Below are 22,538 nucleotides of genomic sequence, written 5' to 3' on the forward strand. Positions count from 1 at the left end.
ACAGGTTCAGACGGTTCGTCCGCCCATTTACACGCAAGCTAAGCGAGAGACGCATGCGCACTTCCCTCAAACTGTCCCGTATCCAGCCCTCGGCCACCCTTGCCATGAACGCCAAGGCCCAGGAGCTTAAAGCCCAGGGCAAGGCGGTCATCAGCCTGGCCGTGGGCGAACCCGACTTCCCCACGCCCGAGCACGTCAAGGACGCCGCGAAAGCCGCCCTGGACGCCAATTTCACCCGCTACACCCCCGTGCCCGGCATCCCGGACCTGCGCGACGCCGTGGGCGGCTACTTCGGGCGCTTCTACGGAGTGACCCCTCCGCGTGAGGCGGTGATCGTGTCCAACGGCGGCAAGCAGGTGCTCTACAACCTGTTCACGGCGCTCTTGAACCCCGGCGAAGAGGTGCTTATCCCCGCGCCCTACTGGGTGAGCTACCCGGACATGGTGCTCCTGGCCGGCGGCACTCCCGTGCCCGTGCCCACCGAGCCCGAGGACGACTTCCTGGTGTCGGTGGAGGCTCTGGACAAGGCCCGCACCCCGGGCACGCGCATCCTGGTGCTCAACTCGCCCTCCAACCCCACGGGCTGCTGCTACTCCAAGGCGCAGCTGGACGCCATCATGGAATGGGCGGTGTCGCGAAACGTGTTCGTGGTTTCCGACGAAATCTACGACCAGCTGGTGTACGCCCCGGCCGAACCCGCCTCGTGCATCGGCTGGTGGGAGAAGCACCCCGAGAACGTGGCCGTGGTCAACGGCCTGGCCAAGAGCTTCGCCATGACCGGCTGGCGCATCGGCTACGGCGTGGCCCATCCGGACTTGGTGAAGGCCCTGTCCAAGATCCAGGGGCAGTCCACGTCCAACGTGTGCTCCTTCGCCCAGAAGGGCGCGGTGGCCGCGCTTACCGGCGGCTTCGAATACGTGGAGATGATGCGCGGGAACTTCAAGCGCCGCCGCGACCTGGCCATGAAGATCGTGTCCTCCTGGCCGGGGGTCAAGTGCCCCAACCCGGGCGGAGCCTTCTACCTGTTCCCGGACGTCTCCGCCTGCTACAGCGAGAAGACTCCGGATTCGGCCACGCTGTGCACCCGCATTCTGGAGGAAGCCCTGGTGGCCCTGGTGCCGGGGAGCGCCTTCGGCGACGACCGCTGCATCCGCTTCTCCTATGCGGTGGACGACGACACCCTGACCCGGGCGCTTGAGGCCGTGGGCAAGGTGCTCAAGGGGTAGACGCCCGCGACCGGAACATGAACGCGTTTTCATGACGCGAAGAACGATTTTGCAGTACTGATGCGCGGGCGCCCGTGCGCCGCAGCCAGGAACCAGTACAGGAAAGGAGCCGCCACAATGTCCGACAACGTGCTCGATTGGACCAGCGCCTACCCCAAGGGCGTCTTCCCAAGCGCGGGCCAGGCCCGGCTCGGGGCCTTCGTGGAAAAGCTCGCTACCGACCTCTCCGGCCCCGAGGGGGGGAGGCTGCCCTTCGTCAACATGCCCCATTGGCCGTCCCTGAAGAGGGACCTGGAGATACTCAAGCCCCGGCTCAAGGGGTTCAAGCACATGTTGCTCCTGGGCATCGGCGGTTCGGCTCTCGGGCCGCGCGCCCTGCAGAAGGCCTTCTTCCCGCAGCAGGACCAGCCCGGCCACACTGGCCCCTGGTTGTGGATCGCCGACAACGTGGATGTGCCCACCTTGGCCGCCTACTTCACCAAGCTGCCCCCCAAGGACACCGTGGTGGTGGCCGTCAGCAAGTCCGGCGGAACCATCGAGACCACCAGCCAATACTTCCTGGCCTGCCAGTGGCTGAAGGACAGCCTGGGCCAGGACTGGAAGGACCACCTGGTCATGGTCACGGGCGGCGAGGGCTTCTTCCACAAGGAGTCCCAGAAGCACGGCTTCACCACGTTGCCCGTGCCCACCTACATGGGCGGCCGTTATTCGGTGCTCTCGGCCGTGGGCCTGGTCCCGGCGACGTTTTTGGGCATCGACTGCGACGCCCTGGTGGAGGGGGCGCTTAGCGTGTCGCGCCCGCTCTTCGACACCATCCTCTCGCCCAAGATGCTGGCCGCGCACCCTGCCTGGCAGCTGGCCACCTGGAACTGGTCCATCATGGACTCCGGGTTCACCCAGTTGATCTTCTTCTGCTACGTGCCGAAACTGGCCACCCTGGGGGCCTGGTTCGGGCAGCTCTGGGCCGAGAGCCTGGGCAAGCAGGGCAAGGGCTCCATGCCGCTTCCGGCCGTGGGCGTCACCGACCAGCACTCCCTGCAGCAGATGTTTTTGGACGGCCCCCGCGACAAGGGCTGCCTGTTCCTCACCTCGGACGAGGCGCATCCCGGCCTGGCCTTCCCCGACGACATCCCGGCCGAGTTCGGCTTCCTGCGCGGCAAGGCCATGGGCGACCTCCTGCCCGCCGAAGCCCTGGGCAGCCGCATGGCCATGACCCAGCGCGGCATCCCCCTGGTGGAGGCACGCCTGGGCACGTGCGGCGAGCACGAGTGCGGCAGGCTCATGGCCCTCTTGGAGCTGTCCACGCTGTTCACGGGCTGGCTCATGTCCATCGACCCCCTGGACCAGCCCGCCGTTGAGCTGGGCAAGCGCCTGGCCAAGGCCCGCCTGGGCGCGGACGGGCTGGTGAAGGAAAAGGCCGAGCTGGCCGAGTTTTTGGCCGCGCAGCACCAGACCACGGAGTTCTAGCCCTTGCCCGAGGCTTCGCGGCGCTGTATCCGCCCAGTCCCTCAGACGATGACCGGCCCGCCGCGCCAGCGCGGGACGGGCCGTCCTTTGGCCGCGCCCGCATGGAAATGAGCCCCAAGCGGCCCTTCAGCCGCCGCTATTCCGCAGGCCTCATCAAGTTCGTCTCCTGGGGCACCCTGGTGCTCATCCTGCTGTCGAGCCTGTTCCTGTCCATCTTTCTGGCCAACTACGCCCGGCAGGTGCTGCTGGAAAAGCAGTACGAGTTCGCCAGGCTCTGGGCCGAGACGCTCAACCACAACATCTCCCGCCGCTTCGCGCTGCCGGCCATACTCCAGTTCGGCGAGCTGAACCTGGCCAACCCGGAGCAGTTCAAGGTGCTCGACACCGTGGTGCAGTCGGTGCTGGAGGACTTCCCGGTCCAGGACCTGCGCATCTACACCTCGGACGGCGTGACGGTCTATGCCCTGGACAAGTCCCTGGTGGGCCAGTCGGGCCTGGGGGGCGAGGCCGTGGCCCAGGCCGTGGGCGAGGGCAAGCTCCACTACGAATTCCTGTACCAGACGAGCCTTCTGGGAGCCATGTTCTCCCCCGAGATCGTGCCGCGCTCCGTGGTCATGCGCACCATGGCTCCGCTTCGCTTCAAGGGGTCGCTGCCCGTGGCCTTCGTGGAGGGCAACACGTCCGCCCCGAAACAGGGCGAGACCGGAGAGCCGGCGGCGGAGTCGGGAACTCCGGGCGTTCAGGCAACTCCGGGGACGCCGGCGGAGCAGGGCGGCCAGGCCGGACAGCCGGGACAGGGCGCGAACGCCGCCCCCGGACAGGGGCAACAGGGAAACGCCGCCCCCGGACAGGCGCAGGCAGGCCAGGGCGAAGTGAACCTGGTCAAGGTGGACGAGGTCATCGGCGCGCTGGAGTTCACCCAGGACATCACCGAGGACTACCAGAAGCTCATCACCTTCCAGCGCATCATCATCCTGTCCAACCTGGTTTCGGCCTGCATCCTCTTCTTCGTCCTGCGCATGCTCATCCACCGCGCAGACCGCCTGAGCGCCCAGCGCCTCCAGGAGCGCGAGGTGTTCGAGCGCGAGATGCTCCAGAACGAGAAGCTGGCCAGCATGGGCCGCATGGTGGCGGGCATCGCCCACGAGATCCGCAACCCGCTGGGCATCATCCGCTCCAGCTCCGAGCTGCTGGTGTCGCGCCAGAAGGACAAGGACCCGCTCACCGCCAAGATCCTCACGGCCATCAACGAGGAGGCCGTGCGCCTCTCCAAGACCGTGGGCGACTTCCTGGACTACGCCCGCCCCCGCAACCTGAACCTGGAACCCGTGGACCTGGCCCTCATCCTGGACCAGGCCTTGACCTTCCTGGAGCAGAAGTGCCGCGACCAGGGCGTGGAGGTGGTGCGCGCCTACGCCCGGGGGATCATGGTCCGGGCGGACAAGGACCTCCTCTACCGGGCGGTGTACAACATCCTGGTCAACGCCCTGGAGGCCATGGCCGGGCAAGTGCAGGACGCCCAGGCCCGGGACGGGGAAGAGGGAGGCGTGCGCGGCCAGATCATCGTGCAGGTCACCCAGGACAAGGACGGCCCGAAGCTCACCATCATGGACACCGGACCGGGCATGCCCGAGGAAATCCGCGACAAGCTCCTGGACCCGTTCTTCACCACCAAGCAGACCGGCACGGGCCTGGGGCTGGCCATCACCGCCAACATCCTGCGCAGCCACGGGGCCGCGCTCACGCTCGGCGAAAATCCCGAGGGCGGCGCCAGGGTGGACATCGCCTTCGCCAAGCCCTAGATTGTCCGGGCCATGGCAACTCAAGTCCTCATCCTCGACGACGAACGCAACTACCTGCTCATCCTGGAAGCCCTGCTGTCGGACGCCGGGTACGCCGTAACCGCCCTGGACGACCCGGAGATGGGCATGGCCTATCTGGAGGAGTCCGAGGTGGACGTGGTCATCACGGACATGAAGATGCCCAAGATGACCGGCCAGGAAGTGCTCGAGCGGGTCAAGAAGTCTTATCCCCACATCCCGGTGATCATCATGACCGCCTTCGGCTCCATCGAGGGCGCGGTGGACGCCATGCGCGTGGGGGCTTTCGACTACGTCACCAAGCCCTTCTCCAACGAGGAGCTCATGCTCACCGTGGCCAAGGCCGCCCAGTTCGCCAAGACCCAGCGCGAGAACATCCTTCTGCGCAAAAGCCTGGAGGAGCGCTACGCCGTGCACCAGGTCATCGGGCGCTCCAAGGCCATGGGCCAGGTGCTGGAGATGGTGGACCGGGCCGCGCCGTCGCGCTCCACGGTGCTCATCATGGGCGAGTCCGGCACGGGCAAGGAGATGGTGGCCAAGGCCATCCACTACGCCTCGCCGCGCAAGGACCAGCCCTTCATCACGGTGAACTGCATGGCGCTCAGCTCCGGGGTGCTGGAGAGCGAGCTCTTCGGCCACGAGAAGGGCTCCTTCACCGGGGCCGTGGCCAAGCGCCGTGGCCGCTTCGAGATGGCCCATGGGGGCACGCTCTTTTTGGACGAGATCGGCGAGCTCTCGGCGGACATCCAGGTGAAGCTCCTGCGCGTCCTGCAGGAGCGCACCTTCGAGCGCGTGGGCGGCACCCAGCCCATCGAGGTGGACATCCGGGTGGTCACGGCCACCAACAAGGACTTGACCGCCGCCGTGGCCGCCGGAACCTTCCGGGAAGACCTCTACTACCGCCTGAACGTGGTGCGCATCGACATGCCCGCCCTGCGTGAAAGGCGCGAGGACATCCCGCTTCTGGCCGGGCACTTCCTGCGCAAGTACGCCGCCGAGAACTCCAAGAACGTCACTGGCTTCACCCCCGAGGCCATGGACGCCCTCACGGGCTACGAGTGGCCGGGCAACGTGCGCCAGCTCCAGAACGTGGTGGAGCGCTGCGTGGTGCTGGCTTCGGGCGAGCTCATCGGCGTGGAGGACCTGCCCGCCGAGGTGCGCGACGAGGAGACCCAGTACAAGTCCGCCGTGGACCTTTTGCCCGTGCAGATCAACCTGGGCGAGACGCTTGAGAAGATCGAGGCCGCCCTGGTGCGCCGCGCCCTGGCCCGCACCGACTTCGTGCAGGTGAAGGCCGCCGAGATGCTGGGCGTCTCCAAGAGCTTGCTGCAATACAAGCTCAAGAAGTACAACATTGCGGGACACTGACGAGCGCACCTCTGACGGCGTCGCCGAATACGTCTCGGCACTCAAGGCCTCCGAGCGCCTGAAAGACCGCATCTGCCACCACCGGGTGATCCCCGCCCGCGACGCCGAATACGGCGAGCCGGTCAGGCCCCTGTCGCGGGCCGTGCGCGAGCTTCTGGCCGCGCGTGGTATCGATCGTCTCTACAGCCACCAGGCCTTGTGCTGCTCCCTGGCCCGGGCCGGGCGCCACGTCGTCGCGGCCACGCCCACAGCCTCGGGCAAGACCCTCACCTACACCCTGCCGGTGCTGGAGCAGGTCATCGCCGATCCGGCCAGCCGGGCTCTGTTCCTTTTTCCCCTGAAGGCCCTGGCCCAGGACCAGCTGCGGGCCTTCACCGAGCTCACCGCCGGGCTGCCCGCCTCCGCGCGCCCCACGGTGGGGGTCTACGACGGGGACACCACCCCGCACTTCCGCAAGAAGATCAGGCAGAACCCGCCCAACGTGCTCATCACCAACCCCGAGATGCTCCACCTCTCCATCCTGCCCCACCAGGAGACCTGGGCCACCTTCCTGGCCGGGCTCACCCACGTGGTTGTGGACGAGGTGCACACCTACCGGGGGGTCATGGGCTCGCACATGTCCCACGTATTCCGGCGGCTCGCGCGGGTCTGCGAGCGCTTCGGGGCAAAGCCCGCGCACCTCTTCTGCTCGGCGACCATCGGCAACCCGGGAGAGCTGGCCCAGGCCCTCACCGGCCTGCCCGTGGAGGTGGTCGATACGACCGGAGCGCCCAGCGGCAAGCGCCACTTCCTGTTCGTCAATCCGCTGCAGGGCGCGGCCCACACGGCCATCATGCTCCTCAAGGCGGCCCTGGCCCGGGGGCTTCGCACCATCGTCTACACCCAGTCGCGCAAGATGACCGAGCTCATCGCCCTGTGGGCCGCCGAGAAGGCCGGGCCCTACGCCTCGCGCATCAGCGCCTACCGCTCGGGATTTTTGCCCGAGGAGCGCCGCGAGATCGAAGCGAAAATGGCCTCGGGCGAGCTCCTGGCGGTGATCTCCACCTCGGCCCTGGAGCTGGGCATCGACATCGGCGGCCTGGACCTGTGCATCCTCTCGGGCTACCCGGGCACGGTGATGTCCACCTGGCAGCGCGGCGGCCGGGTGGGGAGAAGCATGCGCGAATCCGCCGTGATCCTGGTGGCGGGCGAGGACGCCCTGGACCAGTATTTCATGCGCCACCCGGAGGACTTCTTCGACCGCCCTCCCGAGGACGCCGTGGTCAATCCGGACAACCCGGCCATCATGGCCCGGCACCTGGAGTGCGCCGCCGCCGAGTTCGCCCTGCGCCCCGGCGAACCCTACATCGCCTCGGAGGCCGCCCAGAAGACCGTGGCCCGGCTCATGGACACGGGCAAGCTCCTCCTGGACGCGGACGGCACGCGCATCCACTCCGGGCGCAAGGCCCCGCACCGCGACGTGGACCTGCGCGGCTCGGGCGGGCGCTACCACATCGAAACCGTGGACGGGGCCTCCATCGGGTTCATGGACGAGCACCGGGCCTTCCGCGAGGCCCATCCCGGAGCGGTCTACCTGCACAGGGGCGTGAGCTTCGTGGTGGAGGAGCTGTCCCTGGCCGACCGCCTGGCCCGGGTGGCCCCCAAAAACGTGGACTACTACACCCGCACCCGAGGCCAGAAGACCACGGAGATCCTGGAGGTGAAGGCTCAGGGCGCGGCCTTCGGGGCTAGGGTGGGCTTCGGGCGGCTCAAGGTCACGGAAACCGTCACCGGGTTCGAGCGGCGCAAGACGCGCGGCGGGCAGCTTCTGAACATCGTGCCCCTGGACCTGCCGCCGCTCACCTTCGAGACCGAGGGGCTGTGGTACGAGATCCCGCGCGCCGTGCAGGACGAGGCCGAGCGACGGCTGTTTCATTTCATGGGCGGCATCCACGCCATGGAGCACGCCTCCATCGGCATCCTGCCCCTTCTGGTCATGACCGACCGCAACGACCTGGGCGGCATTTCCACGCCCCTGCACCCGCAGCTAGGCCGGGCGGCGGTGTTCATCTACGACGGCGTGCCCGGCGGCGTGGGACTCACCAAACAGGCCTACCGGCGCGCGGCCGAGCTTCTTGAGCGCACGCTTTCGGCCATCACCGGCTGCGCCTGCGAGAGCGGCTGCCCCTCCTGCGTGCACTCGCCCAAGTGCGGCTCCGGCAACCGGCCCATCGACAAGGTGGCGGCCGGGTATGTGGTGGAGTCCATCATCCGGGCCGCGCCCGAGACCACGGAACCCTTCGACATCGAGACGGTAGCGGAACAGTCCGGCCAGTCGGGCCGCCCTCCGGAACCGGTTGGGGCGTCCGGAGATCGCCCTGCGCATGGGCGTCCTGCCGGATCATCCGCCGTGTCCGCCACCTCCAGCAGTCCAGCTGCGCCGCGGGAGCGTTCCGGCACGAGCATTTCCCCTGGCGGCCCATCCTCGGACCACCGCGTCCATTTCGTGCGCGGCGCGGCGCCGCTCCTCCCGGACACGCCCCCCGGCCGCTTCGCCGTGTTCGACCTGGAGACCCAGCTCTCGGCCCAGGAGGTGGGCGGCTGGCACAACGCCCGCAAGATGCGCGTGTCCGTGGGCGTGGTCTACGATTCGGCCCTGGACGAGTTTCTGGCGTTCACCGAGGACCGCGTGGACGAACTCGTGGCGACCCTTGCCCAGGCCGACCTGGTGGTGGGCTTCAACGTGAACCGCTTCGACTACGAGGTGCTGCGCGGCTACACGGAGTTCGACTTCGGCACGCTCCCCACCCTGGACATGCTGGAGCACGTGAAGAACCGCATCGGGGTGCGCCTGTCCCTGGACTCCCTGGCGTCCACCACCCTGGGCGCGTCCAAGACCGCCGACGGGCTCAAGGCCCTCGAATGGTGGAAGCAGGGGCGCGTGGACGAGATCACCCGCTATTGCACGGCCGACGTGGCCATCACCCGCGACCTCTACCTCTTCGGGCGGAGCGCCGGCTATCTCCTGTACACTAACAAGGCCAAGAAGATCGTGCGCTGCCCGGTTTCCTGGAAGTAGGAATGATCACGGCTTGTCATGGGCTTGGACAACGGCTAATGATTCCGTCACAATCCGCGAACGGATATTCTTCCTGTCACGGGCAACGACAAGGACATACGGCATGAAACTGACCACTCGCAGCCGGTACGGCACCCGGATGCTCCTCGACCTGGCCCAGAACGGAGGCGGAGGCCCCGTGCGTGTCAGCGAGATCGCCAACCGCCAGGGCATTTCCGTGAAGTACCTGGAGAAGCTGTCGCGCATCCTCAAGAAGGCCGGCCTCATCCGCAGCATGCGCGGCTCCAAGGGTGGGCACCTGCTGGCCAAGCCCCCGGCGGACATCTCCATGGGCGAAATCGTCAGGGCCCTGGAGGGCGACCTGAACCTAGTCACCTGCTGGACCGAACGCACCAGCTGCCCCCGCCTCAAGACCTGCGCCACCAGCAAGCTCTGGCAGGAAGTGAGCAAGGCCTTGCTCGAACGGCTGGACTCCATGAGCCTGGACGAGCTTTTGAAGAGCAGCGCCCTCGACGGCACCTCCGGAGCCTGCGAGCCGGGCAAGCCCCTCTAAGACCACGGGCGGACCGGTCTCGCGCGAGGCCGGTCCGCCCCTTCTCTCCCCCCTGTTTTCGGCCCCTTCCATGGACCGGCCCGGGCGCCTCCCTGCGGAGGCGCGTCTTGCGGCACGTTCCCACATGCAGTCATTTCCTGCGCAGGAAGCATCCCGAAGGGGTGCGGGGAAGAGTGGTGGCGCTTGCTTGTTAAAAGTGTCACAAGCCCCTTTGGAGGGGATTATGCCCTCTGTGTTTACCAGACTACGAAGGTATGATTGAATTAAGCGCCAATGTACTAATCCCTCCACGAAGGTAGAAAAGCATGCGCTTGACAGTTTATACACGGAAGCGTAGGCCGCATATACCTGAGTTAAAAAGAATCTCCGCCCGGCATTGATGCAAATGCAAAAATGGTCGGTGCATTCCGGAGAAGCTTCTCGGGTCGATGTGCTTGCGTCTCGGCCTTCCGAATCGGGCGGTCCAGGACAGGCACGGGATGCATGGGGTGGGGGGACTTCAAGTCCGCGCTGGCCGAAAAAGCCGTCGCGGACGGCCATCGCCGCGAATGGCGTCGCGGGCGCGATCCTGAAGCGCCGGCCGTCATGACGCGTTCGAGCGTCCGACGCAGGGGTTCTCCCTGCGCGGGGCCTTCCTCCCAACATGCGCCAAAACGTGATGCATCCGTCCGGTTCGGGCGGAACGTTGTTGGCGGCCGGGGGCCGTGGGGTGTCCGGCAGGTGACGTGGGACCATCACTTCCAAAGGAGAGGCCATGTACGCATTCGTGAACGGTCCGTTGGTATGGATCGCCTTCGCTGTCCTCGTGCTGGGGAGCCTGTGGCAGATCGTGTCGCTCTACAAGATGTCGAAGCGCACGGACAAGGTCTACTACGACCACTACAACCCGGGCGCGGCGGCCGCGTCCGTCTGGGCCTGGCTCATGCCCTTCGGTTCGCGCAGCTGGCGCGAACACCCGGGGCTCACCGTGGGCACCTTCGCCTTCCACGTCTGCCTGATCGCGGTTCCCCTGTTCGCCCTGGGACACGCCGCCACCCTGGAGTTCAACCGGGGCATCGCATGGCCGAGCCTGCCCGACGCCGTGGCGGACAAGATGACCCTGGTCTTCCTGGCTGCGGCCCTGTTCCTGCTCATCCGCCGCTTCGCCGTGCCCCAGGTGCGCATCGTCACCGAATGCAAGGACATCGTGGTCTGGGTGATCACCGTGCTGCCGTTCCTCACCGGGTACTTGAGCGCCCACAAGCTGCTGCTCGACCCCGACACCATGCTCATGTTGCACGTGTTCACCGGGTGCCTGATGCTCATCTGCATCCCCTTCACCAAGCTGGCCCACGTGTTCCTTTTCTTCATGACGCGCGCCTTCATCGGCAGCGAGTTCGCCCGCCGCGGCACCAAGACCTGGTAGGAGGCACATCATGTCCGATCAAATGCCCGTCAACGCCGAAGAGATCATGGCGGTCATCGAGCGCAACGATTCCGCTCGCCTGCGCGCCTGGCTCAAGACCTGCACCTCGTGCGGCCTGTGCTCCGAGTCGTGCTTCTTCTACCTGGCCAACGACAACAAGCCCGAGTTCATGCCCCAGTACAAGGCCCGCAAGACTCTGGGCGAACTCATGAAGAACAAGGGCAAGGTCACCCGCGCCCAGCTCGAAGAGATGAAGGAGGTCGCCTGGGCCCGCTGCACCATGTGCCGCCGCTGCTCCCAGTACTGCCCCTTCGGCATCGAGATCGCGGTGATGATCAACGTGGCGCGCCAGTGCATGCGCACCCAGAACGTCTGCCCCGATCGCCTCATGACCATCGACCAGAGCTACGTGGAGTTCGGCAACCAGATGTCCATCCCGGACGAGGAGTTCGTCGAAACCTGCGAGTGGATGGCCGAGGAAGGCCAGGACCGCCTGAAGGACCTGGAAATCCCCATCGACAAGGAAGACACCAACATCATGTTCGTGGTGAACTCCCGCGAACCCAAATACTACCCGCAGGACATCCAGGAAGCGGCCATGGTCATGCACGCGGCCGGCGAGAACTGGACCATGCCCAGCCACGGCTGGGAGGCCACCAACCTCTCCATGTTCTCGGGCAACCTGAAGGTGGCCGGGCAGGTGACCCAGACCCTCTACGACGCGGCCATCAAGCTGCGCGCCAAGAAGATCTGCATCACCGAGTGCGGCCACGCCTACCGCGCCGCCAAATATGAAGGTCCCTACTGGACCAAGCAGCCCGGCGGGAAGGCCCCCGTGGAAGTCACCCACGCCGTGGCCCTCTTCCACAGCTACATGAAGGAAGGGCGGATCAAGCTGAAGCACAAGTTCAAGGACGCCATCACCTACCAGCACCCCTGCAACCTGTCGCGTTCGGGCGACCTGGGCGAGCTCGGCGACGAGCTCATGGAGATGCTCTGCGAGAACTACGTCCCCATGGAGCCCCACCGCGAATGGAGCCACTGCTGCTGCGGCGGCGGCGGGTTCATCCCCATGGGCGCGGACTACAAGAAGACCCGCATGGTCGCGGGCAAGGTCAAGGCCGAGCAGATCCAGAAGACCGGGGCCAAGTTCGTGCTGGTGCCCTGCCACAACTGCACGGACCAGATCAACGACCTGAACAAGGAATACAACCTGGGCATCAAGGTCATGAGCTTCAAGGAGCTCATCTGCGAACTCATGGACCTGCCGCCCCACATGAAGCCCGAAGGAGAGGAGGACGAGTAATGCGCCGCACCAAAATTCTCGCCGCCGTGTTCGCGGCCCTCGTTGTGTGCGCCTTCGCGCTGACCGGCCAGGCCCAGGACGCCACCATGACCCTGAACAACGCCAAGGCCTTCGCGGGCGGCAAGCAGCGCGGGGCCGTGACCTTCACCCACGAAAAGCACGTGGGCTTCGGCTACGACTGCACCACCTGCCACCACAAGTACGACCCCAAGCAGCCTGGCAAGAACCTCTGGACCGAGGGCGACGAGACCTCCTGCGCGGCCTGCCACGCCGGAACCAAGCCTTCGAGCAAGATCGGCCTGCAGCAGGCCAGCCACAAGCTGTGCTGGGGCTGCCATGAAAAGATGCCCACCAACAAGAAGCTGGACTTCGGCCCCCGCTCCTGCGCCGGGTGCCACACGGTGAAGTAGGCTTTCCGAATCAAGGTCGGGAGTCCCCACCCCGCCTGCCCCGGTGTCCGCAAGCTTCGGCTTGCGGACCCGGGGCTCTTTTTGTTCCAAATTTTCACAAGCTCGGCCGCCGCGGCGGCATGGCCCACAGGCCGATGGGGCTGTCCCGTGTATCCGCCTGCAGTGGACCGGCCGCATCCCAGCCATTGCCGGGCTGCTCCGGGAGGGACTGGAGAGTCGTCAAGCGGCTCCCCAGGCTGATCGAGAGGGTGAATAACTACCTTAATAGTATGGTATTCGATCAGGGGGCAACAGATATCATCCTCGCCGGGAGGGGATGAAAACGCCGGAAGCCAAGGCCTGGCGCGGCACACCCGCCGGGCAGCCAGGCGACGCCTGGGCATCCGCCATGTCCCTTCTTTCACGAACGACTTGACGAAGCTCTTGTTCGTGGTCTAGGCACTGTGCAAAATCGTTGCAGGCCAGCTGTTTATCGCAGCGCCGCATTGTCCGGGGGGGTGGGTCCCTGGTGGTGCGGTTTCGGGCATTCAACCCCTAGAGGCAAGGACGGGTGCGTATGGTGAAACGTGTTTCCAGGTCACGCTGGGCCAGGGTCTTTCTGCTGACTCTGACCCTCTCCCTGGCTTCGGCTCTGCTGGCCGGGCTGGGAGTGGGTTTAGGTAGTCAGGCCAATGCTCAGTCGCCGCAAATCATTATGAGCGGTACCGCCGTCGGCGGAAAGCCGGGACAGGGCCCCCTGTCCAAGGCGGTGTTCAACCACCAAAAACACGAAGCAGCGGTAGGCGACTGCGACACCTGCCACCATACCGGTTCCCAGGATCCCTGCTCTTCCTGCCACACCAGCCAGGGGTCGCCCGAGGGCGGCAATGTGCAGCTCTCCCAGGCTATGCACGCTGCCCAGTCCAAGTCCAGCTGTGTGGGTTGCCACTACAAGGAAACCCAGAAGCCGAAGTGCGCCGGATGCCACAAGAACATTTCCGCCGGCCCCAAGGATGATTCCTGCACTGTCTGCCACAAGGACCCCAAGGCCGCGCAGGCCCCGGCCGCCAAGCCGGCCCAGCCCGACACCGTGGATATTGGCGCCCTCTCCAAGCAGTACGGACCGGTCTCCTTCAACCACTCCGCCCACGTGGACTACCTGAAGGACGCCGCCAAGAGCGGTCTGGCCCAGGGCTTCCACTCCGGCGATGCCGCCCTGTGCCAGGGCTGCCACCACCACACCCCGGTCGGCGCGGTTCCGCCCAAGTGCGGCACCTGCCACGGCAAGCCCTACGCCAAGGACGAGCCCAACCGCCCGGGTCTGATGGCCGCCTATCACATCCAGTGCATCCAGTGCCACAAGGCCATGGGCGTCGAACCTGTCGCCGCCACCGACTGCAAGGGCTGCCACGCGCCCAAGAAATAACGAGGTACCTATGAAGCGCAGACACTTCCTGGGACTCGCAGGCGCGGCCACGGCCACCGCATTGGCCGGACAGGCCAACGCGGCCGGCGGGCACTCCTTCGAGGGCTATCCCAACTCCTATGGCGTCCTCTTCGACGCCAGCCGCTGCATTGGCTGCCGCCAGTGCGAAATCGGCTGCAACAAGATCAACTCCGAAAACATCACCGAACCCTGGTCCACCCTCCCCCCGAAGGACCCCAAGGTGTTCGAGGACCTGAAGGGCATGAACGCCAAGGCCCGCACGGACAATACGATGTACACCATCGTGAACAAGTTCGAGCCTCAGGCCCTGGGCGGCAAGACCCCCGTGTTCAAGAAGGCCCAGTGCATGCACTGCAAGGAGCCGGCCTGCGCCTCGGCCTGCTTCGTCAACGCCTTCAAGAAGAATCCCGAAGGCGCCGTGACCTACAACGGCAGCGTCTGCGTGGGCTGCCGCTACTGCATGATCGCCTGTCCGTGGGACGTCCCGGCCTACGACTTCGACAAGCTGATCCCCTACGTGCAGAAGTGCCACATGTGCCATCCGCACATCAAAGCCGGAAAGACCACCGTCCCCGGCTGCGTGAAAGCCTGCCCCATGGAGGCCCTGGTCTGGGGCAAGCGCGAAGACCTGATCAAGGAAGCCTGGGCGCGCATCCAGGCCGTGCCCGGCAAGTACCTGCCCCACGTCTACGGCGAGACCGAGATGGGCGGCACCAACTGGATGTACATCTCCCACGTGCCCTTCGCCCAGATCGGCCTGCGTGAGGACCTGGGCACCACCGCCGCTCCCCAGCTGACCTCTTCCGCCCTGGGCCTGGTGCCCCTGGTGGCCTGCCTCTGGCCGGTCCTCCTGGGTGGCATCTGGCAGATCACCAAGTGGAAGGACAAGAAGGCCGAGGACGAGAAAAATACAGCCGTTGCCGAAGCCGTCGCCGCCGAGCGGGCCAAGGCCGGGAAATAAGGGGGCAGATCATGAGCCATCACGATCACGGCGCTCAGCCGGTCATTCTGCCGCCCGCCGAAGCCTGGGGGGTCATCCGGAGCCTGCTGAAGCCCAAGACCTACATCCAGTTCATCAAGGAACATCCGATCCTTTCCTTGATCTTCATCGCGGGCGTGTGCGTCACGGTCAACCGCTTCTTCATCGGCGGCCTGGCCAAGACCACCAACCTCGACAACAACAACCCCTGGGGCATCTGGATCAGCTTCGACCTGCTCTGCGGCGTCGCCCTGGCCGCCGGTGGCTACACCACCACCTGCGCCGCGCTGATCTTCAACATCAAGGGCTTCCGCACCGCGGTGAAGCCCGCCATCCTCACTGCGTTCCTGGGCTACGCCTTCGTCGTGTACGCCCTGCTCTACGACGTGGGCCAGCCGTGGCGCCTGCCCTACCCGGTGTTCTGGTCCCCCGGCACCAGCTCTGTTCTCTTCGAAGTGGGCTTGTGCGTCATGCTCTACGTCACGGTGCTGGCCATCGAATGGCTGCCCAACTTCACCGACTGGGTTGGCCTCCAGAAGATCAGCCACATCATCCACAAGTGCACTATCCCCCTGACCATCATGGGTATCGTGCTCTCCACCATGCACCAGTCGTCCCTGGGCATGCTCTACCTCATCGCGCCGCACAAGCTGCACCCGCTGTGGTACTCCGCCCAGCTGCCCCTGCAGTTCTTCGTGTCCTCGATGTTCGCGGGCATGTCCATGGTCATCTTCGAGGGCACCATCTCCCACCACTACATGCACAGCCGCATGAGCCCCGAGTACAATCGCGACCATGACGGCGTGCTGTTCATGTTCGCCAAGGCCTGCTCCGTGATCATGCTGGGCTACTTCTTCATGAAGCTGGTCCCCATGGCGGGCGAGGGCAAGTGGGGCTACATCTTCGACGGCAAGTACGGCGCGATGTGGCTCGTGGAGATGTTCGGCTTCGTGCTGCTGCCCTGCTTCCTGTACGCCGTGGGCTACCGCTCCCGCAGCATCGGCACCATCAAGGTGGCCGCCGCCCTCGGCGTGCTGGGCATCGTGGTCAACCGCTTCAACGTGTCCTGGTTCGGCTTCAACATCCACCTGGCTCCCGAGCAGAGGTACTTCCCCTCTGTCCAGGAAGTCATCGTGTCGGTGTTCGTGGTGACGCTGATCATCCTGTGCTTCCGCTTCGTCTCGAAGTACATGGCCATCTTCTCCGATCACCCGGCCTACAAGGACCATCACTAAACGAGGAGCAAGGACATGGAATTCCACGTCTACCACGACTTCATGGTCCACGCCAAAGGCGAGGCCTACATCCTGATGGGCGTCTTCCTGGCGACGTTCGTCGGCTGGTGGCTCTTCGTCACCGGCAAGGAGCCCAAGGACAAGAACGACCACTAAACGTGGCGGAAACCTGAATCAGAAAGCCGCGGAGCGAATGCTCCGCGGCTTTTTTGCGTAGGCCGAAACGCTCTACTCCTAGACGATCCCGCTGGCCAGCCCGGCGGCGATGGCGATCATCATCCCGGCCACCAGCCGCTTCACACCCTCAATGGTCACTTTCCGGGCCAGCTTCTTGCCGAAATACGCCCCGGCGAACGCGGCCAGGGCGGCGCTCGTCACCAGACCCAGTTCTCCGGTCACTTCCGGGCGGACCAGGTGCCCGGCGTAGACCGACAGCCGGGTGGTGTCCACGGCGCAGGCCAGCACCACCCCCGTGGCGATGAAGGCTTCCTTGGTAAGCCCGGCCTTGAGCAGGTAGGCGCTGCGGAAGGCCCCCTGGTTGCCGGACAGGCCGCCGAAAAAGCCGCTCAGGAGACCGCCCAGGACAATCCCGCCGACGGCGGGACGCTGCTTGATGGAACCCTTGAGTTCCGCCAGGGCGAAAATGACCATGAGCACGGCCAGGACGAGCTTCACGGTTGAAATGTCGTGGCGTGCGCCGAACAGCTGGTAGCTGAAAAGCGCCGGGACGTCCGAAAGAAGCGCGAGCAGTTTTGCACCGGCCAGGGCCGCGACCATGGCCGGAAGGCCGAAGCGCACGGCGGTCTTGAGGTCCGCGTCGCGCCAGAACAGGGAGAGCTTGAAGATGTTGTTGGCCAGATGCACCAGGGCGGTCTGGGCGATGGCCACGTCCACGGGGAAGAACAGGGCGAAGGCCGGGAACAGGATGGTGCCCAGGCCGAAGCCTGAAAAGAGGGTCAGGCCGGAGGCGGCGAGGGCCGTGAGGCAGACGAGCAGGTATTGCATGGGGCGGGCTCCTGAAAAATGGGGGGGAGGCCTCCGGCGGGCAAAGAGGGCGCCGCCCTCTCTGCACTCTCCCGCCAAAGGAACTTCGTTCCTTTGGAATCCTGTATAGCTTCGCGTCCAGGGATGCGAACATTATGGGGCATGAAAGAAGGCAGGAAGCGTGGCTTTGCACGCTTCCTGCCTTAATTGAGGGTCCAGGGGGATCATCCCCCTGGCGGGTGCAGGGCAGCGCCCTGCCGGGGTACGGGGCGGAGCCCCGTCTCGTCTATTTCTTCTTCAACGCCGCGAGCCTGTCCGCCAGGCTCTGTTCGGGCTTGGCTTGCTCACCGGCGGCCTCCTTGAGGGCCTGGGCGATGAGCGGGTCTTCGGCCTTGGGCGGGGCCAGGAGCTGGGTCTTCTGGTTGTGCACCTCGGTCTTGGCCTCCATCTCGGAGGCCTTCTTGGACATGGCGTCGAAGGCCGTGCCCAGGGAGTCGGCCTGCTTCTTGATGCCGGCGACCACCTTGGCGCGGTCCTCCTGCTCCTGGGCGCGTTCCATGCGCACCTTGGCCACGTCCATGCGGCGCTTGGCGTCGCTTAAGCGCTCGCGTGCGGTCTTCAGGCGCTCCGAGGCGCTTTTCACGGCCTGGGCCAGCTCGTCGTAGTATCCTTTGGCCTCCACGGCCTCCTGGGCCTCGCGGTCGATCTCGGGAACCATCTTTTCGAGATCGGCCAGCAGCGCGGCCAGGCTGGCCTCAACCTGGGCCTTCTCGTCACCCTGGGCGCTCTCGGCCTTGGCCTGGAGGCGTTCGGCGGCGGCCAGGCGCAGGTCGTAGTTCTTCTTGATCTCCTGGGCCTCGCGGTCTTCCTTTTCCCAGGCGTGTTTGGCGGCCACCATCTGCTGGGTGAGCTTGGTGAGGGCCTCGTCCAGGGTGGCGATCTCGGCTTCGGAGGCGGTCTCGGGATCAAACTCGACGAGCATCTGTACGAAGCTGGTCTGTACGTCCGTGGCTTTGACCGCGAAGAAGTTCTTCAGGAAACTGAGCATTCGGATGACTCCTTAGGATGTTAGGCGCGTTTTCTTGCGAAGAGCAGCCAGGCCGCCCCGCCCAGGCCCACCATTCCCACGATGGGCCAGAAGAGGGACCGGGAGGCGTTCTCAGGTTCGGTGGCTGTTGCGATCATGGGCTGGGCCAGGGCGATGTTGGGGTCCACGTCCTTGGGCATGGCCGTGGGATCCACGGGGACGCCGTTCTTTTTCATGTCGTCCAGCTTGGCGTTGAGCTCGTCCAGTTGCTTCTTGAGGTCGGCGTTGGATTCCGACAGCTTCTGGGCCTCCTGGCGGAAGGCCTGCACGCCGGGATCGCTTTGGTGGTTGTAGAAGAAACCCGGGCCGGAGGAGAGGTGGGAGAGCATGAACCACATGAACATGGCGTCCCACATGCCGAAGCCCGAATAGCTGCCGAAGGCGTAGCTGGGGGCGGACCAGCCGCGCCCGGCGTAGTAGTTGTCCCGGTAGCCGTTGTACTCCTGGTAGGAGCCGAAGGTGCGGTTCTGGTTGAGGATGGGCTTGGAGGTGCTCACCTGGCCGGGGTTAACCGGGTTGCCCGGCTTGGAGTAGAGCCCCTGGTAGCCCTTGTAGGAGGTGGTGGCGGCCTGCTTCTTCACCGAGTCGGCTCCGGCCGAGGAGAAGGCCGAGGTGCCGCCCGTCCTCGAGGACGTGGCGGACGAGGACGCGCCGCCGGTGTTGGACCAGCCGCCGCCCGTGCCCCCGGTGCCCGGTGAGCTCTGGGCCGGGGCCGAAGGGGACTGTGACGGCGTGGTGGGTTTGGACGTGCTGGACCAGCCCGACGAACTCGAACTTCCGGACGACGAGGGCGGCGGCGAGGACGGCCGCGTGGAGCTGGACCAGCCCGACGAGCCAGACCGGCTGCCGCCTGAGGAAAACGAACCGCTGGACCGGCTGCCGCTCGACTTGGCGAACGCCGCGGCCGCGGGGCCGAACACGAGCACGAGGGCCACGGCCAGGGCCAGGATCGATCTGGATCGCATGTCAGCACTCACCTCTTGAAACGTTTCCAGAATGACGGATGCTTCTCTTTACTGCCTGGGGACGCATGTTTCAAGAAGCGCAAGTTAGTAGATCTTGAGGGCCTGGGGGGTCATGACCACGCCCGCCAGGCAGCGCACCAGGGCCTGTCCGGGCTCCTCGTCGGCGCTGACGAGCATGTATTCCTGGGCGTCTCCCCCCAGCTCGCGGCTGTAGAGCATCATCTTGTGGTTCACCACGATGGGGGCGGCGTCCGGCGCGGTGAAGATGCGCTCCTCGGCCTCCACGGGTTCGGAGTAAGCCCCGTCCCCCCAGTCGCGGGAGTAGGTCGCGCCGTTGGGGGCGTTTAAGTCCTTGCCTCCGATGAGGCCGCCCTCGCCGAGCCAGGTCTCCCAGTCGGACTCCGAGGCGGGGTAGATCTCCTGGTAGACCTGGAAGCAGTTCACGTCCAGGAGCGTGCCGTCCTTCTGCTGCTGGAACTGGAACAGGAACTGGCGTTCATCCGTCTTCACGTAGGCCCGGCTGACCGTGAGCCCGAAGAGCTCCATGCCGGAGACGGCCTCCACCACCATCTCGCCCGGGGGGAGGGGCAGGGTGAGGTTCAGGCCCTCGTAGCGCAGCGCCTCGCCCGGCTCCACGGCCAGGATGGCCCCGATGCGAAGCGTACCGGGCAGTTTGGGGAAACCGGGATAGGTCGTGGTCTCCTTGCTGGACTTCCAGAACATTTCGGCTCCTTTGGGATCGAAGTGATCAAGCATGTAGGTATGGCAAGGGCGTTTAGCAAGGGGCAAACGCCCTTGATTCCATGAAATTGCGTCCATGTTCGGGGAAGGGGCGGCTTGGCCGCGGCAAGAGCGGGGAAGAGGCAGAGGGCGTAGCGGAGTGGAGCTGCCCGGGGAGCGTGGCACGTGAAGGCACAGGCGCGCGCAGACACGGGCCCAGGGCCTCGGGAGCACCCTGGCGCCGCGACGCGGAAGCGGAGGTTCGGGCCGTCTCAGGCGGGCTTGAAATCGTATGCGCCCACGCCCTGCACCAGCAGCACCTTGCAAGGGTCCGGGCCCAGGCAGCGCACGCGGTGTGTCCGCCCGGGCGGAACCTGGCGGAAGTCGCCCGGTTTCAGGAGCACGGCCTCCTCGGGGTCGCGGAAGGCCAGCTCCACGTCGCCTGCCAGGCAGAAGGTGGAGTCGGTGACTGTGGTGTGGCTGTGCCAGGGAACCTCCTGGCCGGGCGCGTAGGTCATGAGCGTGACCTTGACGTCCGGGGTGGCCACGATGGGCAGCTTGTCGGCTATGGTGTAGGCGGGCTTGTTCTCGGCCATGGGACGGCCTCCTGGCCGCTCACGCGGCCTGCGCAGATTGACGCCGCCGGGGCGGGAGGCTTCCCCGGCGGCGCGGACCGTTGCAACGACTCGTGTCCGTGCGTCGCGCCCGGGCATACGCGGGAGCGACGCATCCAACCCTACGAGCTGGGGCCCGCGATGGCGGCGCGGGCGTGGGTGAAGCGGTAGACCTCGCCTTCCTGCAGGAAGGGGGTTTCCACGAACTCGCCCATTTTGGGGGTCTTGTAGCGCAGGCGTCCGAAGCCGCCGCACAGGGCGGTGACGGCCACGGTCTTGCGCTGCCAGGGATTGAAGAAGATGCGCCCAAGGGCCTTGCCGGAGCCGAGGTCCTCAAGTTCCACGGCCCTGGGGAAGGAGCTGTGGTTTTCCAGTTCCACGTTCATGATCACGCCGGAGAAGAACTGGGCGTAGTCCATGAGCTTGCCGTAGCGGAACTTGTAGTTCTCGCGCACGGTCTCGATCTTGGCGGCAAGATCCTCGACGTCGGAATCGGAAAGCTGTTTGAATGTATTGCGCAGGTGGGTGCGCAGTTCTTTCGCCTCTTCCATTGCATGCCTCCTCAGATGGCCGAGTCTTTCTTTTTTCTGTAGCATCGGTGATTTCTTCCGGTCAATGATAACCGCTTGTTTGCGTTAAAAAAGGGGGCCGCGTTGCGCGGCCCCCGGGTATAGCCAGGAAGGCGGAAGGAGGAAGAGCTATTTCCCGTTGGCCAGGGAGTAGGTCTGGGTGGCGATCTCCAGCTCTTCGTTGGTGGGGATGATGTAGATGGCCACCGGGGAGTCGTCGGTGGAGATCTTGGTGATCTGGCCGCGCTTGAAGCCGTAGTTGCGGTCGCGGTCGATCTTGACGCCGATGGAGCCCAGGGTGTCGCAGCAGAGCTGGCGCACGTCGGGGTCGTTCTCGCCGATGCCGGCGGTGAACACCACGGCGTCGCAGCCGTCCAGGGCGGCCAGGTAGGCGCCGATGTAGTGCTTCACGCGGTAGCAGAACATCTTCAGGGCCAGTTCGGACTTCTTGTCGCCCTTCTCGCGCGCGGCGTGGATGTCGCGCATGTCATTCAGGCCGCAGATGCCCTTGAGGCCGCTTTCCTTGTTGAGCAGGGTGTCCACCTGCTCGATGGACATGCCCTTGTTGGCGGACAGGAAGGCGTGCAGGGAGGGGTCGACGTCGCCGGAGCGGGTGCCCATCATCAGGCCCATGAGCGGGGTCAGGCCCATGGAGGTGTCCACGCACTGGCCGTTCTTCACGGCGGCCATGGAGCAGCCGTTGCCCAGGTGCACGGTGACGCAGCTGGTCTCGCCCGCGGGCTTGCCCGCGACCTGGGCCAGCTTCTTGGCCACGTAGCCGTGCGAGGTGCCGTGGAAGCCGTAGCGGCGGATGCCCAGCTCCTCGTAGAGGCTGAAGGGGATGGCGAAGAGGTAGGCGTAGTCCGGGATGGTGCCGTGGAAGGCGGTGTCGAACACGGCAGCCTGCTTGACGCCCGGGAACAGGGCGGTGGCCGCCTCGATGCCCATGAGTCCGGCCGGGTTGTGCAGCGGGGCCAGCGCGCAGAATTTCTTGATGGTGGCCACCACGTCGGGGGTGATGATCGTGGGCTGGCGGAAGGCCTCGCCGCCGTGCACCACGCGGTGCCCGATGGCGCCGATCTCGGAGGGGGCGGCCACGGCGGCGTCGCCCGAGGTGATCAGGGCGGCGCAGCGGCCAAGGGCTGCGGTGTGGTCCTTGAAGGGCTCCTCGACGGTGACGACCTTCTGGTTGTCCAGGCCGGGGAAAGCCTTGTGGGTGATCTTGCCCATGGCCTCGCCGATGCGCTCGGCCAGGCCGGAGCACAGCACGGCGTCGGTGGCCATGTCGATGAGCTGGTATTTCAGCGACGAGCTGCCGCAGTTGAGCACGAGAACTTTCATGAGAA

At 65.7% G+C, this 22,538-nt stretch carries 20 protein-coding genes; 13 read left to right on the forward strand and 7 right to left on the reverse strand.

All coding sequences use genetic code 11. The features are described from left to right. Nucleotides 1-53 precede the first annotated feature (53 nt). From ML540_RS00545 to hmcD, 13 genes are all read left to right on the forward strand, one after another. Complete coding sequence (locus ML540_RS00545) at nucleotides 54-1,226, forward strand: pyridoxal phosphate-dependent aminotransferase (RefSeq protein ID WP_243357779.1); 1,173 nt, start codon at nucleotides 54-56, stop codon at nucleotides 1,224-1,226. A 117-nt stretch (nucleotides 1,227-1,343) separates the two neighbouring features. Then, nucleotides 1,344-2,693 (forward strand): glucose-6-phosphate isomerase, encoded by a 1,350-nt coding sequence (locus ML540_RS00550; protein WP_243357781.1) that lies wholly within the window; start codon nucleotides 1,344-1,346, stop codon nucleotides 2,691-2,693. A 101-nt stretch (nucleotides 2,694-2,794) separates the two neighbouring features. Next, on the forward strand, nucleotides 2,795-4,495 hold the full coding sequence (locus ML540_RS00555; protein WP_243357784.1) for a sensor histidine kinase: 1,701 nt from the start codon (nucleotides 2,795-2,797) through the stop codon (nucleotides 4,493-4,495). Nucleotides 4,496-4,507: 12 nt separating this feature from the next. After that, nucleotides 4,508-5,881: a sigma-54-dependent transcriptional regulator gene (locus ML540_RS00560; RefSeq protein WP_243357786.1), complete on the forward strand. Its 1,374-nt coding sequence runs from the start codon at nucleotides 4,508-4,510 to the stop codon at nucleotides 5,879-5,881. Next, nucleotides 5,868-8,939: a DEAD/DEAH box helicase gene (locus tag ML540_RS00565; protein ID WP_243357789.1), complete on the forward strand. Its 3,072-nt coding sequence runs from the start codon at nucleotides 5,868-5,870 to the stop codon at nucleotides 8,937-8,939. The genes ML540_RS00560 and ML540_RS00565 overlap by 14 nt, the downstream gene beginning before the upstream one ends. Nucleotides 8,940-9,042: 103 nt before the next feature. Beyond that, a complete protein-coding gene (locus ML540_RS00570; protein WP_243357790.1) occupies nucleotides 9,043-9,492 on the forward strand; it encodes an RrF2 family transcriptional regulator in 450 nt (149 codons plus the stop codon). Between the two features lie 754 nt (nucleotides 9,493-10,246). Continuing rightward, nucleotides 10,247-10,897 (forward strand): respiratory nitrate reductase subunit gamma, encoded by a 651-nt coding sequence (locus tag ML540_RS00575; RefSeq protein WP_243357793.1) that lies wholly within the window; start codon nucleotides 10,247-10,249, stop codon nucleotides 10,895-10,897. 10 nt (nucleotides 10,898-10,907) lie between these two features. Continuing rightward, nucleotides 10,908-12,203: a (Fe-S)-binding protein gene (locus ML540_RS00580; RefSeq protein ID WP_243357794.1), complete on the forward strand. Its 1,296-nt coding sequence runs from the start codon at nucleotides 10,908-10,910 to the stop codon at nucleotides 12,201-12,203. Further along, entirely contained in the window at nucleotides 12,203-12,613 is a 411-nt protein-coding gene (locus tag ML540_RS00585; protein WP_243357796.1) for a cytochrome c3 family protein, read from the forward strand. The genes ML540_RS00580 and ML540_RS00585 overlap by 1 nt, the downstream gene beginning before the upstream one ends. Before the next feature lie 556 nt (nucleotides 12,614-13,169). Beyond that, entirely contained in the window at nucleotides 13,170-14,018 is an 849-nt protein-coding gene (locus ML540_RS00590) for a cytochrome c3 family protein (RefSeq protein WP_243357797.1), read from the forward strand. A gap of 10 nt (nucleotides 14,019-14,028) precedes the next feature. Further along, a complete protein-coding gene (gene hmcB, locus ML540_RS00595) occupies nucleotides 14,029-15,000 on the forward strand; it encodes a sulfate respiration complex iron-sulfur protein HmcB (protein WP_243357800.1) in 972 nt (323 codons plus the stop codon). A gap of 11 nt (nucleotides 15,001-15,011) precedes the next feature. Then, the gene (gene hmcC / locus ML540_RS00600; RefSeq protein WP_243357802.1) at nucleotides 15,012-16,253 is read left to right on the forward strand and encodes a sulfate respiration complex protein HmcC; all 1,242 of its coding nucleotides are present in this window, start codon (nucleotides 15,012-15,014) and stop codon (nucleotides 16,251-16,253) included. Nucleotides 16,254-16,268: 15 nt separating this feature from the next. Further along, the gene (hmcD, locus tag ML540_RS00605) at nucleotides 16,269-16,409 is read left to right on the forward strand and encodes a sulfate respiration complex protein HmcD (protein ID WP_243357804.1); all 141 of its coding nucleotides are present in this window, start codon (nucleotides 16,269-16,271) and stop codon (nucleotides 16,407-16,409) included. A gap of 78 nt (nucleotides 16,410-16,487) precedes the next feature. Here hmcD and ML540_RS00610 read toward each other — a convergent pair whose 3' ends face one another. The 7 genes from ML540_RS00610 to ML540_RS00640 all read right to left on the reverse strand — a co-directional run bounded on the left by ML540_RS00610 (nucleotide 16,488) and on the right by ML540_RS00640 (nucleotide 22,533). Then, nucleotides 16,488-17,258 carry a TSUP family transporter gene (locus ML540_RS00610; protein WP_243357806.1) on the reverse strand — a complete coding sequence of 257 codons (771 nt, stop codon included), beginning with the start codon at nucleotides 17,256-17,258 and terminating at the stop codon, nucleotides 16,488-16,490. 265 nt (nucleotides 17,259-17,523) lie between these two features. Next, a complete protein-coding gene (locus ML540_RS00615; RefSeq protein ID WP_243357809.1) occupies nucleotides 17,524-18,285 on the reverse strand; it encodes a hypothetical protein in 762 nt (253 codons plus the stop codon). 20 nt (nucleotides 18,286-18,305) lie between these two features. After that, nucleotides 18,306-19,289 (reverse strand): coiled-coil domain-containing protein, encoded by a 984-nt coding sequence (locus tag ML540_RS00620; RefSeq protein WP_243357811.1) that lies wholly within the window; start codon nucleotides 19,287-19,289, stop codon nucleotides 18,306-18,308. A gap of 84 nt (nucleotides 19,290-19,373) precedes the next feature. Further along, nucleotides 19,374-20,012, reverse strand: a complete 639-nt coding sequence (locus ML540_RS00625) for a DUF2491 family protein (RefSeq protein WP_243357812.1) — start codon at nucleotides 20,010-20,012, stop codon at nucleotides 19,374-19,376. A gap of 269 nt (nucleotides 20,013-20,281) precedes the next feature. Then, a complete protein-coding gene (locus tag ML540_RS00630) occupies nucleotides 20,282-20,605 on the reverse strand; it encodes a cupin domain-containing protein (RefSeq protein WP_243357814.1) in 324 nt (107 codons plus the stop codon). Nucleotides 20,606-20,745: 140 nt separating this feature from the next. Next, complete coding sequence (locus ML540_RS00635; protein ID WP_243357817.1) at nucleotides 20,746-21,174, reverse strand: hypothetical protein; 429 nt, start codon at nucleotides 21,172-21,174, stop codon at nucleotides 20,746-20,748. Nucleotides 21,175-21,321: 147 nt separating this feature from the next. Continuing rightward, nucleotides 21,322-22,533, reverse strand: a complete 1,212-nt coding sequence (locus ML540_RS00640) for an acetate kinase (protein ID WP_243357819.1) — start codon at nucleotides 22,531-22,533, stop codon at nucleotides 21,322-21,324. Nucleotides 22,534-22,538 lie beyond the last annotated feature (5 nt).

The sequence above is a fragment of the Fundidesulfovibrio terrae genome (assembly GCF_022808915.1).
Classification (GTDB): Bacteria; Desulfobacterota; Desulfovibrionia; order Desulfovibrionales; family Desulfovibrionaceae; genus Fundidesulfovibrio; species Fundidesulfovibrio terrae.